The sequence below is a fragment of the Avibacterium paragallinarum genome (assembly GCF_011765605.1).
GTDB lineage: Bacteria > Pseudomonadota > Gammaproteobacteria > Enterobacterales > Pasteurellaceae > Avibacterium > Avibacterium paragallinarum.
The window spans coordinates 1,622,109-1,635,990 of sequence record NZ_CP050316.1 but is presented as its reverse complement, the minus strand read 5'-3'; the positions used below and the strand labels follow the sequence as shown (position 1 = coordinate 1,635,990).

Here is a 13,882-nt window from a genome sequence, read left to right as displayed (position 1 = left end):
CTATTTCTTATTCTTTATAAATTTGTGTCCAATTGCTGAGAACATCGCACCAAGCACGACGACCAACGCTCCGATATAGCTCAGGCTATTAAGTTCTGGTGCAGCAAAATCTTGTGCGTCAAGAAGATGCAGCAAATGGGAAAATAAAATAGTAAATAAAGGGACGAGGGTTACCACCACACTGACTTTCGCCACTTCCCAACGATTTAAGGCTTCGGCGTAAGCACCGTAGCCGATTAATGTGTTTAAACAACAGTAAATAAAGCAAATTAGCGTTAAGCCGTTTAGTTCTTTCACTTGATTAAATTCAGCGAAAGGAGTAAAGAGGACGGCACAGCCGAAATAAAACATCAACAGAATTTGTTGTGCAGTGAATTTGCGTAACATCAATTTTTGTGCAAGCCCATAAGCCACCCAAATGAGTGCGGCACAAATGCTCAGTAAAATCCCAATTAGGTAATTATTCAGATGAGTAAATTGATCAAATTTATTATTAAAAAACAGTCCCAGTCCGACGATTAAAATTCCTAAACCGATTTTTTGGTGCAAGCCCAGCCTTTCTTTGAAAATCACCACACCGCAAAGTAACATTGCAAAGGAAGACAAATGGATAAATATTTGCGTTACTGAGGGTTCGGCAAATTTAAGTGCGGTGTTAAATAATGAGAAATTTCCCGCCAGCCCAATAATGCCAAACACGAGCAGCCCGACATAATATTTATTAAATTCGGATAATTTCGGTAATTTTTTCGTTACGCCAAGTAAGAGAAATAAAGCTAAACTCGCCACAATAAAGCGATACCAAACGATGGTTTGTGGACTCATTACACTCACCACTTGTTTTAGTGCAATGGGTAATGATCCCCAAGCCATTGCGGTGATTAAGGCAAATGTAAATCCAAGTAAAGGCTGTTGTTTCATTACATTTCCTCCTTAATATGGGATCTTTGCGTAATTTCAAGTTGCTATGCCAAGTATGCCAGCACGTTGAATAGGTTAAATTAGGATTTCATTAAGATTGAATGAGTATAAATAAAAAAAGCCTCACGAAACTGTGAGGCATTTTATTCTGTCTATTTGTAAAATTAGTCAGCGATGATACTAACGTATTTGCGATTTTTCTCGCCTTTCACTTCAAATTTTACTTTACCATCAGCAGTTGCGAATAAAGTGTGATCTCTACCCATACCTACGTTAGCACCTGCGTGGAATTTTGTACCACGCTGACGAACGATAATGCTACCTGCTAATACTGATTCGCCACCGAAGCGTTTAACACCAAGGCGTTTAGCTTCAGAATCACGACCGTTACGAGTTGAACCACCAGCTTTTTTAGTTGCCATCTACTTGATCTCCTCTGAAATTATGCTTGAATCCCAGTGATTTTCACTTCTGTGAACCACTGACGATGACCTTGTTGTTTACGACTGTGTTTACGACGACGGAATTTAACGATTTTAACTTTATCGCCACGACCGTGTGAAACCACTTCAGCCACTAGTTTCGCACCATCAACAACTGGCGCACCAATTTTAACATCTTCACCATTAACGACCATTAACACTGAGTCGAATTCAACGCTTTCGCCAGTTGAAATTTCAAGTTTTTCTAAACGAACAACTTGACCTTCGCTTACTCGGTGTTGTTTACCGCCACTTTGGAAAACTGCGTACATAAATACTCCGCTAGATATTGTGCTTTAATGTTTAAGTCATTTCGCACATCAAAATTCATATAAATAGGTCGCAAATTCTACGGAAAAACAATGCCGATAGCAAGAATTTATTTGCAATAAAATAAAAAAAGTTAGATTTATGCGTGATTGATTTCAGAAAGCGAAGAAAATCAGGTAAAATCAACCGCACTTTTAAGATAATAATGAACGTTCGCAATGACAGAGAAAAGCAAACTTATGGATATTAAGGCAATCCAAGCGTTAATTAGCGAGGATATGCAACAAGTGAATGCCACCATTTTGGCACAATTAAACTCCGATGTTTCGTTGATTAATCAGTTAGGTTACTACCTCATTCAAAGCGGTGGGAAACGCATTCGTCCAATGCTCTCTGTGCTTGCGGCAAAAGCCTTGGGGTATCAGGGGACACAGCATATTACCTGTGCAACGTTCATTGAATTTACCCATACCGCCACCTTATTACACGATGATGTGGTTGATGAATCAGAAATGCGTCGCGGCAAGCCAACCGCCAATAGTGAATTTGGTAATGCGGCCAGCGTGTTAGTAGGCGATTACATTTATACTCGCTCTTTTCAGCTAATGACGGATACTAACTCGCTGAAAATTCTAAAAATAATGTCCGATGCCACCAATGTGATTGCGGAAGGGGAAGTGCAACAATTAATGAATATGAACGACCCTGACACCACAGAAGAAAGCTATATGCGTGTTATTTATAGCAAAACCGCACGTTTATTTGAGGCTGCCACCCAATGTTCCGCCATTGTGGCTGGGGCGAGCGAAGCGCAAGAGTTTGCGTTACAACAGTACGGACGCTATTTAGGCACGGCGTTTCAACTTATTGATGATGTGCTGGATTATCAAGCCAATGCCCAAACCTTAGGCAAAAATATCGGCGATGATTTAGCCGAGGGCAAACCAACCTTGCCTTTATTACACGCAATGCACAACGGCGATGAAACCCAACGTCAGCTCATTCGCAATGCCATTGAGCAGGGCGGACACCGGGATATTCTTGAGCAAGTGTTAGCTATAATGGCACAGCACGGCTCATTAGCCTATACTATCGAAAGAGCAAAACAAGAAGCGCAAAAAGCCATTGATGCCATTGCCATTTTGCCTGAAAGTGAGTATAAACAAGCACTGATTTCTTTGGCTTATTTATCTGTGGATAGAACAACCTAATTTTATTTTTAGCTATTATTTATTATGGAACAACAAACTAATCACGAAACCAACAAAAGTGCGGTGGAATTTTCGCAAAAATCGCACCGCACTTCGCGTAAAGCGAAAAAAGATCCGAACGCGCCTTTTGTGCGTGAAAAATTAACCCTACCAAACGGACACCAAAAACTATTGCTCCATTCTTGCTGTGCCCCTTGTTCGGGTGAAGTGATGGAAGCGATTTTGGCTTCAGGCATTGAATTTACCATTTATTTTTACAATCCCAACATTCACCCGCTGAAAGAATATTTAATTCGTAAAGAAGAAAATATTCGTTTCGCAGAAAAATTTGGTATTCCATTTATTGATGCTGACTACGACCGCCAAAATTGGTTTGACCGAGCTAAAGGAATGGAAGATGAGCCAGAACGTGGCATTCGTTGCACAATGTGCTTTGATATGCGTTTTGAAAAAGCCGCACAATATGCGCACGAAAATGGTTTCCCTGTGTTTACGAGCTGTTTAGGCATTTCACGCTGGAAAGATATGAATCAAATTAACGGCTGCGGACACCGTGCCGCAGCGAAATATGACGATGTAGAATATTGGGACTACAACTGGCGTAAAGGCGGTGGTTCACAGCGTATGATCGAAATCAGCAAACGCGAACGTTTCTACCAACAAGAATATTGTGGCTGTGTGTACTCTTTACGCGATACCAACCGCTGGCGAGAAGCCAACGGTAGACAAAAAATCGAGATTGGGAAGTTGTATTATTCCAATGATTAATTAAGAAAAAAATCCTTAAAAAATGATCTGCCCCCAAAAGTTGGACTAAACAACCAACTGATTAAGGGCAGATTTTTTTATGACTAATGTACTCAACGTTTCAAACAGTAACTGCTCGACTTTTATCTTCAAAATGGAAAAAATCGTTCACTTACTCGCCAGTATTTTCAACTTACCGAAAAAATGTTAAATCGCTGGATTGCCAAATTTAATCATATGAACAGCTTTAATAAGTGATTCACGAGTGGATTCGCGACTACAATAATGAGTGTATTCAAATGAAGTGAAAAGGACTGAGTCCGCTGGAATATAGAACTCAGTCCTTGAATTAAAATGTCATCTAACTTTTTAGGGGCAGATCATATATTAGACTTAACTATTTTGAGCAATGAATGTGGCTAATTGATTTTTAGGTAATGCACCCACTTGGGTTGCTACGGCTTTTCCTTCTTTAAACATTAATAAAGTTGGAATGCTACGAACGCCAAATTGGGCTGGTGTTGCTTGGTTTTCGTCAATGTTGATTTTCACGATTTTCACTTTATCGCCTAATTCCGCCGCTAATTCATCAAGAATTGGGCCAACCATACGACAAGGGCCACACCAAGGCGCCCAGAAATCTAATAATACAGGCACATCTGATCTTAAAACATCAGCTTCGAAAGTAGCGTCAGTGGTATGTAATACTTCACTCATTTTATTTTCCTTATTTTCTATTATCTAATTCGCCATAGGCTATGGCGTTTTCCTTAATATGGGGCGATGATAGCATAAATTCAAGCTATCATCACTAATCAATGTAATTGCTAAAAGTTAAGAGGGCAGCACTAAATTTGGGCAAGGTTTGCCTGTTTTTAGGCTGTAAATATTTTCTAAGGTTACGTTAGAAATACTGGTTAGTGCTTCCTCCGTTAAGAAGGCTTGATGTCCTGTAAGCAACACGTTATGGCACGAAGATAAACGGCGGAAAACATCATCTTGAATCACTTCATTCGACTTATCTTCAAAGAAAAGATCTCGCTCGTTTTCATACACGTCCATTCCTAATGCACCAATTTTACGCTGTTTTAAGGCATCAATCGCCGCCTGTGTATCGATCAACGTGCCGCGGCTGGTGTTAATAATCATTACGCCATCACGCATTTTGGCAAAAGCATCGCGATTGAGTAGATGATAGTTTTCTGGCGTAGCAGGGCAGTGCAGGGTGATGATTTGCGATCTGGCATATAATTCATCAAGCGAAACATATTCTGCACCCAATTCTTCCGCAACAGGATTTTTAAACGGGTCGTAAGCCAAAATATGCATACCAAACCCTTTTAAAATACGCATTACGGCAATGCCAATTTTCCCTGTGCCGATCACGCCAACTGTTCGCCCGTGCATATTGAAGCCAGATAATCCCTCAAGGGAAAAATTCGCTTCACGAGTGCGTTGATAAGCACGGTGGATTTTGCGGTTTAGGGTGAGCATTAAGCCAACGGTATGTTCTGCTACCGCTTCAGGGGAATAGGCGGGTACACGCACCACTTTAATACCAAGATCTTGTGCGGCTTTTAAATCCACATTATTAAAGCCCGCACAACGTAATGCCACCATTTTGACGCCAAGTGCGGCGAGTTTTTCCAACACTTTTCGGCTGCCGTCATCATTCACGAAAATACACACCACATCGCAATGTTCTGCCATTTTTGCGGTGGATTCGTTGAGCATAAAATCGAAAAATTCCAGATCAAAGCCGTATTTCACATTCACCAGTTCAAAATATTTGCGATCGTAATTTTTCGTACTATACACTGCAATTTTCATCGTTGCCTCTCATTTCACTATTTTAATTGAGCAAAGGCTTGGCGGAGATCGGCTTTCAGATCTTCCACGTCTTCCAAGCCTACAGAAAAACGCAACAGACAGTTGCACACGCCACGGGCAATACGCTCCGCTTCGGGAATATCCATATGGGTTTGCGTAGCTGGATAGGTGATGAAACTTTCTGTGCCACCTAAACTTTCCGCAAAAGTAATCAATTTAATGGCTTTTAAGAACGGATTTACCCAAGCCTCATCTTGCAAACGAAAAGAGAGCATTCCCCCTTTGTTTGGGTAAAGTACATCTTTCACTTGTGGCTGTTCAGCAAGGAATTTCGCGAGTTCTTGCGCATTTTTTTGATGACGTTCCATTCGCAATGCCAAGGTTTTCATTCCACGAATCGTCAAAAAGCTATCAAATGGCGAAAGCACTGCTCCCGCACCATTTTGAATATAGAATAGACGATCACAAAGTTCCTGCCCATTAGCAACCACCAAGCCCACTAAGGCATCATTATGCCCTGCGATATATTTTGTTCCGCTGTGGATCACAATATCCGCGCCACATTCCAAAGGACGGAATAGCACCGGCGTTAAGAATGTATTATCTACAATAAGTAATAAATTGTGCTTTTTCGCCAATTTTGCAATGGCTGGCACATCACATTCTTCCATTAACGGATTTGATGGCGTTTCCACAAAAATCGCTTTGGTATTTGGCGTGATTGATTGCTCGATCGCTTCTAATGAAGCGGTGTTCACGTAAACGGGTTTTACTCCGTGGGTATTTTTATAAGCAAAATCCAATAAACGATAAGTTCCACCATATACATCGCTCGATACAATCCATTCATCGGGCGCGGCGAATAATTGCATAATTAACTGAATCGCCGCCATACCAGAAGCGCAAGCAAAACCGCGTTCACCGCCTTCTAATTTCGCAATGGTTTCTTCTAAAACAGTGCGCGTTGGGTTTTTCGTGCGGGTGTAATCATAACCCGTGCTTTCCCCAATACCGTGATGACCATAGGCGGTAGAAAGGAAAATAGGCGTGGAAACTGCGCCTGTTCTTTCATCTGTGCGATTGCCTGCTTGTGCGAGTAGAGTTTCGATATGGTATTGTTGTGTCATAAAATCCTCAAAAAATACAAAAAAACTGACCGCACTTTTAATCTCAATGAAATAGAAAGCACGGATAGAAATTAGTTTCATTTTGGCATAAAGCGATAAGGCTTTAAAGTAGATTTTATCTTTAAACAAATTAAGAGGTGGGCGTGAAAAAATATGTTGCATTAAAAATAAACGCAAAACGCCATTATTTTAGCAGAATGATTTCGTTGTGAGCTTTTTTTGTGCGATTAAATAAAATTTTTAATTTACAGCATTGACAGATTTTTATAAGTCAGTAAAATGCACGCCACTGACAGCGAATGTGTTGCAGCGAAAGCGGGAATAGCTCAGTTGGTAGAGCACGACCTTGCCAAGGTCGGGGTCGCGAGTTCGAGCCTCGTTTCCCGCTCCAATTTACGCTACGGCGTGTTAGCAAAGCGGTTATGCACTGGATTGCAAATCCATGTAGCTCGGTTCGACTCCGGGACACGCCTCCATAATGCAACCGCAGTCAGCAATATCACTCAGCCCGAGTGGTGAAATCGGTAGACACAAGGGATTTAAAATCCCTCGACTTTCGAGTCGTGGCGGTTCAAGTCCGCCCTCGGGCACCATTAAGGATTTAGTATTAAGTCGTAAGTTAATCCTTTCAAATCAGTAACTTACGGCTTTTTTCTTTTCTGGCTCTCCCTCCAAAATATCATTTTCAGCGTCAAGTTTTGTAGTGTCTAAAATGCACTTTGACGTAAGTTTGACGTGATTTGCGTAGCTCAGTAAATGGTCGGCATTAAGATGGGCATAGCGTTTTACCATCTCAAGTGTTTCCCAACCGCCTAGCTCTTTTAAAACCATCAATGGTGTGCCATTTTGAACGTGCCAACTTGCCCAAGTGTGGCGTAAATCGTGAAATCGAAAATCACTGATGTTGCACTTTTTAAGTGCCTGATTAAAATCAGGATAGCTAATTTCTTTGATTTGCTTATCTCGTCCACGGTGGAACACATAACGAGAGAGGCGTTGGGATTGCCGTTTTTCGATTACGGCTAAGGCATCTTTGCCGAGCAATAAGGATCTTGCACGCCCTGATTTGGCAACATCGCTACTGACAATGGCAATATTGCGAGAAAGATCGATTTTATCCCAGGTCAGCGATAAAATTTCGGTCATTCTTGCTCCTGTTGCTAATGCAAAAGTGCAAACGTCTTTCATCCACTCTAATTGCAATGCGTTGATCAAGTTCAGGGCTTGCGTTTGTGTGATCCATCTTACCCTGACTTTTGGCTCTGCATTGCGTGGTACATAAGGGATATGGTCGATCCAACCTGCTTTTTGTGCAAGCGATAACACTCGCATTATAGAGCTACGGTAGCGGTTTTGTGTGGATAATGATAGCTTTTCTCCCGTACTGATTTTGTGGGTGGGGAGATTATTGACAATATCATCAGTTGTTAAAGAGCTAAGCGTTCGCCCTGCCAGCACAGATCGCCAATATTCCGTATGGCGGATTTTTGCATTGAGATTTTTTTGCCCTTTTGACGACTCAAGAAACCGCACAAGGGCTTCTTCGATGGTTCTTTCAGGCTTTTTATTGAGCTGTTCGACTTGCCAATATTCGTGTTTTAGCTTGTCGTGTAACTCTTGGGCTAATTTCTTTTCAGTTGTTTGAGCAGAGCGTCTAATTCTCTGGCCGCTCGGTGTGGTAATATCGATTTGCCATACACCGAATTCATTTTTTCTGATCGGCATAATTTCTCCTTATCGCCGACCTGATCGTCTAATCGGCAAACATTTTGCGTGTTTTGCCGTTTCTGATCAAGCGTTGTTTTACTTACTCGCCATACTCGAGATCCTTCCATTTGAAAAAATCCCCAATGAAAGCGATGAGCATAAACTGCTCCATAGCTCATTTTGAGTTTACTGGCGACCTCTGAAATTGTTAGGGTTTCTTCCATATTCCCTCCAATAAAATAGGCTTTTTAGCCTTAGGTTGCATTTCTAGTAATCCCTATCTCATCTTCAAATGCCAGCAATCGCACGGCTTGGAGTTGAGAGGTGTTCTGTTGCAAATGGCATTCATATTCGCTAAGCAAAAAGCTATCTTTCTCTACCTTAATACCTATATCACGATCTTTGAAAACGATCTCGACATCAATAAAGGTGAATGCGTCCTCAAGGGCGTTTCCTAGTCTGATGTTGTTAATTAAGACGTGATCGACAAAATAGTCAAAAGGCTTAACGTGCAGCATTGCGAGGCGTTCGTAAAATAGGGATTTGAGGCGAGATTGGCATTCAATCACGTTATCAAGTTGAATATCTACGCCGTACACGCTCGCTAGTGCTTGATACATATTCAGCACTTTGTAATAAGGACGCTTTGGACCTACGAGGATTTTGCACAGCTTGCGGTTTAGAATGTCGTATAAAAAATTCCCCGTGCCACAGCTGGGTTCGAGGATTTTCTTTTCAGGATCAAAGCTCTCTTCGGGTAAAAGTGCGGTCATTTTTTGCACCAGTTTTTGAGGTGTGTACACCTCGCCAAACTCTCTTACCCTCGCTTTGGATTTGGTGAGTTTTTCCATAGGGTTTCCTAATAAAAAAGCCTACAACGTAGGCTTGGGTTGCGTTAATTTTTTGTGATTAAATCTGTGGCTGTTCCGCAATAATGCCCATCGCAGTCAGCCCTCAAATCAAGTTCGTACGCACACCACAACAAGCCGATAATCATTAAAATTCTGAACATAATTTCACCTTTTCACTGAATTTAGGTTGAACGAAACCGCCACACGTTTTTTAAAGTGCGGTCGGTTTTGGATTAGATGTTAAAACTCGGTTCGTTTTTTATGTTGGGCTTTAACGTGTCGATTGATGATTTCTCTTGCTTGTTGTAAGTCTTGCTCGATGTTTGGCGTGAAGACGAACAAGAAGCCTTTTTGTGCGGGTTCGCCCTCTGTGCAGAAATCACCGATCAACTTGCCTTTCCCTACCTCATCATTGAGAGAGGTCTCAAGTACTGCACGCTGATAATCAGAATATTGCAAGCCGTAGCAGTAGATCCGCATTAATAGTTGCAATAATTCGTTATCTTGTGGTTGCAAAGCTCTACGTTCGCACTCGATGAAGTATTTGCGAACTTGTCGCCCTTTTTCGTTGCGTTCGACCATTGCGAGTTCTTTGCCCATATCAAGGGTGATGTGATATTCCTTGCGTGGTCTGCCGTTGGTGCGTTCGGTGACGATGATGTAGTCTTCGTCTTGAACAAAGCCGTAGTCTGATATACGCTCTGCGATCCAGTTAGCATATTGTCGTTTGCTTTCTACAAATGCGTGTAGTTCACGAGCATTACAGAGTTGTACGGGTTGATTTGCAATTAAACCGTTGAAGACTGGGATTAAGTTAGAATTTGTCATTTTGATTGTTCCTGTGAATAAATTTTTATATTCACCACCGCAGAGACCAATCATTGGTGATGAGCTGAACAGAATTGGTCTTACCGCTCTCACAGGTACACGGCGTCCTTTCGGACTTCCATTCAGCCCACCATTGAGCTTTTTAACAAATTTGTTAAAAAGGTAGATTTGCTGATTTTCGGCTATAAAAAAAGCCACCATATAGGCGACCTATCATTTACCGCCCTGTGAATATTCAGGAGACCAATCCCGACTTTCGTTTGAAAGTGGGTATATCCTAAATTAAAGGGCGGGGCGGTGTCAATAAATTTAGCTTTTTAGCGAAAAGGTTCGCATTACGGCTTGTTTATAGCATTCTACAGCATAGTTAAATTTATTGTCTGTATTTAAATCCACGTTAATCACTGACGCTTCTTCAAAATCAATAAAACAAATACTGAGTTGGTTTTTTTCAAGTTTAAATTCAGTACGCAAAAATAAGTTTTGTTTGGGATAGGTATTTGATGATTTTTCTAAGGTGATTGCAATACCAGCAAGGGCCTGTGGATTGTTTTGGTTATCAAAAGATACAGGCAATTCCATTATGTGAATATGTTGATTTTCACCACTTTCAAGCTCAAGGAGTTTGATGTATGGTGAGGTGGCGGACTCATCATTTATGACGCCGCGGTAGGTTTTGCCTGTTAATCCTAAATCATCGCTAATTGCTTGGCAGTATTCACCGATTAGATGGCGTAGTTTATGGCGGCGGTTGGTGAGTTCTTCGTTATATTTTTGTTGTTGGTCACAAAGTTGTTGATAGGTGATCATTTTGTTCTCCTGTGAATTTTAGATATAAAGTCTCGTACGTGTAAGGTTTCTTTAATTTCCATAATCAATCCTCCACTGGCACAATCAATAAATTTTTAGGGCTAATATCACGATATTTAATTTGATATGCGTGTACTTGTTTTATTTCATCCAGTGGCAAGCCGTATCTTGTTTCTCGGACTATATCCCAACCAAATGAGCGTGATTTTTCTAAAATAATATTTTTTTTACCATCTCCCATAATTAAGTCAGGTTCTTGTGGCTTAAATATTGATAGCTTCATACTCTCTCCTTTTCTACTACAAATAAACACCAGTCAATTCTTCAAATAATTTGATAAGGTTTGTTTTTTCACCTTGTAAGGCTCGTAGCTCCCGCATTGCTTCAATAGCAACAAAATTTAAGTTGCCACACCGGTGATAGAAAAACTCTTGTAAGGTTATATCTGGCATATAATCCGAAAGATCTAAATCATCAAGATCAATATCTACATCAACGTCAACATCAACAGTGACGGTATGAGTAATGATTTTCCCCATTTTATTTTCCCTTAATAAAGCATTTCTGAATACAATTCATCTGATTCATAACCAATATCAAATTTAATTTGATTATTATCTTTTGCGATTTTTAATGCTTCTTTTCTATCTACAAACCGACTTTTATTAGTAAGAAATCCTTGTTCAACTTCTGCAAGTTCTTTATTTTCAAGGGTTTCAATAACATCTCTGCCATCAGGTGAATAATGACGAACCATAGGAATAATTAATTCAGTACCTTTTCTACCTAAGTTAATCTCTTTTTGGTTTCGCTCAATAAATTTAATGGCAGCACAAACAATAAGTTCTGGGTGCATTTTATTTCTCCATTTGTTTCCCTGTTGAATGTTCTGCGTGTTTTTGGTGAGCCTCTTGCATTTCTTTTTCTGAATTATGCGAACTGATTTCTATTCGATACCCAAATATCGAGGCACAAAAAAACAGAATAGCAAGCCAACCAAATAATCTCGTTAAGTAATCAAAAACAAAGGCGATCACATAATAAGACCAAGCAAAAATAAGACCGAGATTACTCTCACCAGCATTTGCTTGAGTAATATAAGCCTTGCCTATACCTACGGAATTAATGGTTAAAATGACAAGTGCTGTTGCAATTAAAAGTAAAGCTAATAAAAACCAACCAGAGTCAATTTTAAAAGTCATAATATTTTCTCCAATTATTTTCTTTTACGTTTAAAGTGCGGGCGTTTTTGTGCTTGTTTTCTTAATTCAAGAATATCGATTTTTTGATTTTCAATAATTTTTTGCAAGCCGAGCATTTGTTTAGTTTGCTTGCTGATTGCGTCTTCTAATACAGCAATTTGTTTGGCATAAGCATTAATTTCAGCTTTTAATATTTTTGCTGCCAAGCGTTTTATAATGTTCATACTCTTTCCTTTTCTCCACCAAATTCATTGAGCAATCTCTTAGTTAATTCTGAAATGGTTGCAGCCATTAATAAAAAATCCGCGTCAAAGCATTGAGCAATATCTTCTTTGGCAATGTCATCATTTTTCTCTTTGATTTCATCAGCAAATTTAAGGCGTTTGAGTGTGCCATCATCACAAAGTACAAAACTTAAATTCCCTTCCCATTCTAGAGCGATTTTTGTTACCACTTTTCCCGCCTCAAGTAATGAGTAAATTTCGTTGCTATCTAAATCTTGTCGCTTAAATTTAGCTATGCCATCTTCTTTTAACCCCGTCAATTCGGCTTCTTCCAGCACGGTTAGCCAATCAGGTGCTTCATTTACCCAGTTTGTCATAACTAGCGATGCGTCATTTGCAAAGGCGAGTGGAATAACTGGCAATGAGCCTAGGGATTTACGTAGTAACGCTAATGCATCTTCGGCTCGTTTAGCGGAAGCCGCGTCCACATAAATCAACTGGTTTTGCGTATCAATCCAAAGTGCGGTGTAGGTGCTACGGGTAAAGGCTTGAGGCAAAAGAGAGGCAACCACATCATCTTTAATAGACAGCCTTTCGACTTTTTTGAGTTTACGCCCTTCTTTTTCTTCTAACGCTTTTACTCGGTTAGTTAGCTCTTTGGTTACGACATAATTTGGCAAGATTTTTTCTTCTCGCTGGGCCACAAGTAGGATTTGCCCATTTGCCTCAAAGCAGAGCTGTTCACTCGTGCTAAGTGGTGCAATCCAGCCAAATTTACTTGCCTCACTACTACCGCAAGGCGTAAATTCACAGGCCTCAAGTTGGCTTGAGAGGTTGGAAAAATCCATCGCTTTTGTTAAGCGGTAAATCATTGCATTTTTAAACCAAAACATTTTCTTTTCTCCAATAAAAAACCGCTATTTAGCGGTTAAATTTTATGAATTTTTAATGATCATTCACTGCAACCACCAAAGAACTGATCAAATATTAATTTGTTAGGCATATTGGTAACCTTACCCGCTTCATCAATATGTAAATCAATATAATCGCCATAATCATTAGGTAAACAATCAGGAATATAATCATTAATCAGTGAGCTAATAACATTTTTATTTTCATCTAGTAAATAATATTCTCCCTCATCACAGATTTTCATATTCATTTTTGCGGGATGGTTTTCTGGCCAGTTTTCAATTTTAGATGCATCTAAATCAATTATTCCGCACCATTGATCACCATCGCGCAACGGAAAATTATAAGGGATATCTTCGTCGTCATATCTAACAGGGATTACTAGTTTTATATATTTGATATTAACTTGTTTTGTTGTTGGTATTTCGATAATCATATGTTTTCTCCTCCTAAGTCTGGATGAATATGTTGAGCAAAAGGCAGACTTACTGCCGAAGTTGGCTCAAATTGCTTGCCCGTTGCTAATTGAGCGTAGCCGATAATGTCGTCCCAGTGGTCGGGGAAGTTTTCATCACCGTTGCAAATTCGGGTAAGTTTGGCGGCAATCATTGTGGCGGCGTAGGCTTTGACTTTGTTGCGTTCAAAAAGCTGGCTGTCAATAATCGGTTTCATCAGGTGATAAAAGGTTTCTGCACCGCTGATAAAATCGCCGTGCGTTTTTGCTCGTTCGTTGAGTAGGTCTGTGTTCATTGTTACCTCG

Annotated in this window: 20 protein-coding genes and 3 tRNA genes; 5 read left to right on the top strand and 18 right to left on the bottom strand. The window is 40.2% G+C overall.

Annotated features, from left to right (window positions below):
- From HBL79_RS07865 to rplU, 3 genes are all read right to left on the bottom strand, one after another.
- Positions 1–921 carry a DMT family transporter gene (locus HBL79_RS07865; protein WP_035688648.1) on the bottom strand — a complete coding sequence of 307 codons (921 nt, stop codon included), beginning with the start codon at positions 919–921 and terminating at the stop codon, positions 1–3.
- A gap of 164 nt (positions 922–1,085) precedes the next feature.
- On the bottom strand, positions 1,086–1,343 hold the full coding sequence (gene rpmA / locus HBL79_RS07860; protein WP_017805010.1) for a 50S ribosomal protein L27: 258 nt from the start codon (positions 1,341–1,343) through the stop codon (positions 1,086–1,088).
- Between the two features lie 20 nt (positions 1,344–1,363).
- Positions 1,364–1,675: a 50S ribosomal protein L21 gene (gene rplU / locus HBL79_RS07855; RefSeq protein WP_046097483.1), complete on the bottom strand. Its 312-nt coding sequence runs from the start codon at positions 1,673–1,675 to the stop codon at positions 1,364–1,366.
- Positions 1,676–1,912: 237 nt separating this feature from the next.
- Between rplU and ispB the strand changes: the two genes are divergently transcribed.
- Complete coding sequence (gene ispB / locus HBL79_RS07850) at positions 1,913–2,884, top strand: octaprenyl diphosphate synthase (RefSeq protein WP_035688646.1); 972 nt, start codon at positions 1,913–1,915, stop codon at positions 2,882–2,884.
- Between the two features lie 24 nt (positions 2,885–2,908).
- A complete protein-coding gene (locus tag HBL79_RS07845; protein ID WP_035688645.1) occupies positions 2,909–3,652 on the top strand; it encodes an epoxyqueuosine reductase QueH in 744 nt (247 codons plus the stop codon).
- 372 nt (positions 3,653–4,024) lie between these two features.
- Here the strand turns inward: HBL79_RS07845 and trxA are convergent, their stop codons facing one another.
- From trxA to HBL79_RS07830, 3 genes are all read right to left on the bottom strand, one after another.
- Positions 4,025–4,348, bottom strand: coding sequence for a thioredoxin (trxA, locus tag HBL79_RS07840; protein WP_035688643.1), 324 nt, complete (start codon positions 4,346–4,348; stop codon positions 4,025–4,027).
- Positions 4,349–4,465: 117 nt separating this feature from the next.
- Positions 4,466–5,461 (bottom strand): 2-hydroxyacid dehydrogenase, encoded by a 996-nt coding sequence (locus tag HBL79_RS07835; protein WP_035688641.1) that lies wholly within the window; start codon positions 5,459–5,461, stop codon positions 4,466–4,468.
- Between the two features lie 17 nt (positions 5,462–5,478).
- Entirely contained in the window at positions 5,479–6,588 is a 1,110-nt protein-coding gene (locus tag HBL79_RS07830; protein WP_035688666.1) for a methionine biosynthesis PLP-dependent protein, read from the bottom strand.
- 315 nt (positions 6,589–6,903) lie between these two features.
- Between HBL79_RS07830 and HBL79_RS07825 the strand changes: the two genes are divergently transcribed.
- The 3 genes from HBL79_RS07825 to HBL79_RS07815 all read left to right on the top strand — a co-directional run bounded on the left by HBL79_RS07825 (position 6,904) and on the right by HBL79_RS07815 (position 7,181).
- Positions 6,904–6,979 (top strand) — tRNA-Gly (locus HBL79_RS07825).
- Positions 6,980–6,990: 11 nt separating this feature from the next.
- A tRNA-Cys gene (locus HBL79_RS07820) sits at positions 6,991–7,064 on the top strand.
- Between the two features lie 30 nt (positions 7,065–7,094).
- Positions 7,095–7,181: transfer RNA gene (locus HBL79_RS07815), tRNA-Leu, on the top strand.
- A gap of 40 nt (positions 7,182–7,221) precedes the next feature.
- Here HBL79_RS07815 and HBL79_RS07810 read toward each other — a convergent pair.
- From HBL79_RS07810 to HBL79_RS07755, 12 genes are all read right to left on the bottom strand, one after another.
- Positions 7,222–8,313, bottom strand: coding sequence for a tyrosine-type recombinase/integrase (locus HBL79_RS07810; RefSeq protein WP_035688611.1), 1,092 nt, complete (start codon positions 8,311–8,313; stop codon positions 7,222–7,224).
- Positions 8,314–8,549: 236 nt separating this feature from the next.
- Positions 8,550–9,146, bottom strand: coding sequence for an N-6 DNA methylase (locus HBL79_RS07805; RefSeq protein ID WP_052716802.1), 597 nt, complete (start codon positions 9,144–9,146; stop codon positions 8,550–8,552).
- Positions 9,147–9,386: 240 nt separating this feature from the next.
- Positions 9,387–10,175, bottom strand: a complete 789-nt coding sequence (locus HBL79_RS12485) for an antA/AntB antirepressor family protein (RefSeq protein WP_244300904.1) — start codon at positions 10,173–10,175, stop codon at positions 9,387–9,389.
- Between the two features lie 108 nt (positions 10,176–10,283).
- The gene (locus HBL79_RS07795; protein ID WP_046097482.1) at positions 10,284–10,784 is read right to left on the bottom strand and encodes a hypothetical protein; all 501 of its coding nucleotides are present in this window, start codon (positions 10,782–10,784) and stop codon (positions 10,284–10,286) included.
- Positions 10,785–10,848: 64 nt separating this feature from the next.
- Positions 10,849–11,067 carry a hypothetical protein gene (locus HBL79_RS07790; protein WP_046097481.1) on the bottom strand — a complete coding sequence of 73 codons (219 nt, stop codon included), beginning with the start codon at positions 11,065–11,067 and terminating at the stop codon, positions 10,849–10,851.
- 16 nt (positions 11,068–11,083) lie between these two features.
- Positions 11,084–11,323, bottom strand: coding sequence for a hypothetical protein (locus HBL79_RS07785; protein ID WP_046097480.1), 240 nt, complete (start codon positions 11,321–11,323; stop codon positions 11,084–11,086).
- 11 nt (positions 11,324–11,334) lie between these two features.
- Positions 11,335–11,640, bottom strand: a complete 306-nt coding sequence (locus HBL79_RS07780) for a Y16D family protein (protein ID WP_046097479.1) — start codon at positions 11,638–11,640, stop codon at positions 11,335–11,337.
- 1 nt (position 11,641) lies between these two features.
- Entirely contained in the window at positions 11,642–11,986 is a 345-nt protein-coding gene (locus HBL79_RS07775; protein WP_017807489.1) for a hypothetical protein, read from the bottom strand.
- A 14-nt stretch (positions 11,987–12,000) separates the two neighbouring features.
- Positions 12,001–12,210 carry a hypothetical protein gene (locus tag HBL79_RS07770; protein ID WP_046097478.1) on the bottom strand — a complete coding sequence of 70 codons (210 nt, stop codon included), beginning with the start codon at positions 12,208–12,210 and terminating at the stop codon, positions 12,001–12,003.
- Positions 12,207–13,103, bottom strand: a complete 897-nt coding sequence (rdgC, locus tag HBL79_RS07765; RefSeq protein ID WP_035689252.1) for a recombination-associated protein RdgC — start codon at positions 13,101–13,103, stop codon at positions 12,207–12,209. Before rdgC ends, HBL79_RS07770 begins: the two co-directional genes overlap by 4 nt.
- 59 nt (positions 13,104–13,162) lie before the next feature.
- Positions 13,163–13,558, bottom strand: a complete 396-nt coding sequence (locus HBL79_RS07760; RefSeq protein ID WP_051128140.1) for a hypothetical protein — start codon at positions 13,556–13,558, stop codon at positions 13,163–13,165.
- Positions 13,555–13,872 carry a hypothetical protein gene (locus tag HBL79_RS07755; protein ID WP_051128139.1) on the bottom strand — a complete coding sequence of 106 codons (318 nt, stop codon included), beginning with the start codon at positions 13,870–13,872 and terminating at the stop codon, positions 13,555–13,557. The genes HBL79_RS07760 and HBL79_RS07755 overlap by 4 nt, the downstream gene beginning before the upstream one ends.
- Positions 13,873–13,882 lie beyond the last annotated feature (10 nt).

What these genes read in the sequence shown, in the direction of transcription:
- HBL79_RS07865 (WP_035688648.1), bottom strand. Translation starts at nt 921, where the DNA reads ATGAAACAACAGCCTTTACTTGGATTTACATTTGCCTTAATCACCGCA.
- HBL79_RS07770 (WP_046097478.1), bottom strand. Translation starts at nt 12,210, where the DNA reads ATGAACATTATAAAACGCTTGGCAGCAAAAATATTAAAAGCTGAAATT.
- HBL79_RS12485 (WP_244300904.1), bottom strand. Translation starts at nt 10,175, where the DNA reads ATGGTGGCTTTTTTTATAGCCGAAAATCAGCAAATCTACCTTTTTAAC.
- trxA (WP_035688643.1), bottom strand. Translation starts at nt 4,348, where the DNA reads ATGAGTGAAGTATTACATACCACTGACGCTACTTTCGAAGCTGATGTT.
- rpmA (WP_017805010.1), bottom strand. Translation starts at nt 1,343, where the DNA reads ATGGCAACTAAAAAAGCTGGTGGTTCAACTCGTAACGGTCGTGATTCT.
- HBL79_RS07845 (WP_035688645.1), top strand. Translation starts at nt 2,909, where the DNA reads ATGGAACAACAAACTAATCACGAAACCAACAAAAGTGCGGTGGAATTT.
- HBL79_RS07775 (WP_017807489.1), bottom strand. Translation starts at nt 11,986, where the DNA reads ATGACTTTTAAAATTGACTCTGGTTGGTTTTTATTAGCTTTACTTTTA.
- HBL79_RS07795 (WP_046097482.1), bottom strand. Translation starts at nt 10,784, where the DNA reads ATGATCACCTATCAACAACTTTGTGACCAACAACAAAAATATAACGAA.
- HBL79_RS07790 (WP_046097481.1), bottom strand. Translation starts at nt 11,067, where the DNA reads ATGAAGCTATCAATATTTAAGCCACAAGAACCTGACTTAATTATGGGA.
- rdgC (WP_035689252.1), bottom strand. Translation starts at nt 13,103, where the DNA reads ATGTTTTGGTTTAAAAATGCAATGATTTACCGCTTAACAAAAGCGATG.
- HBL79_RS07830 (WP_035688666.1), bottom strand. Translation starts at nt 6,588, where the DNA reads ATGACACAACAATACCATATCGAAACTCTACTCGCACAAGCAGGCAAT.
- HBL79_RS07805 (WP_052716802.1), bottom strand. Translation starts at nt 9,146, where the DNA reads ATGGAAAAACTCACCAAATCCAAAGCGAGGGTAAGAGAGTTTGGCGAG.
- HBL79_RS07835 (WP_035688641.1), bottom strand. Translation starts at nt 5,461, where the DNA reads ATGAAAATTGCAGTGTATAGTACGAAAAATTACGATCGCAAATATTTT.
- HBL79_RS07785 (WP_046097480.1), bottom strand. Translation starts at nt 11,323, where the DNA reads ATGGGGAAAATCATTACTCATACCGTCACTGTTGATGTTGACGTTGAT.
- ispB (WP_035688646.1), top strand. Translation starts at nt 1,913, where the DNA reads ATGGATATTAAGGCAATCCAAGCGTTAATTAGCGAGGATATGCAACAA.
- HBL79_RS07810 (WP_035688611.1), bottom strand. Translation starts at nt 8,313, where the DNA reads ATGCCGATCAGAAAAAATGAATTCGGTGTATGGCAAATCGATATTACC.
- rplU (WP_046097483.1), bottom strand. Translation starts at nt 1,675, where the DNA reads ATGTACGCAGTTTTCCAAAGTGGCGGTAAACAACACCGAGTAAGCGAA.
- HBL79_RS07755 (WP_051128139.1), bottom strand. Translation starts at nt 13,872, where the DNA reads ATGAACACAGACCTACTCAACGAACGAGCAAAAACGCACGGCGATTTT.
- HBL79_RS07780 (WP_046097479.1), bottom strand. Translation starts at nt 11,640, where the DNA reads ATGCACCCAGAACTTATTGTTTGTGCTGCCATTAAATTTATTGAGCGA.
- HBL79_RS07760 (WP_051128140.1), bottom strand. Translation starts at nt 13,558, where the DNA reads ATGATTATCGAAATACCAACAACAAAACAAGTTAATATCAAATATATA.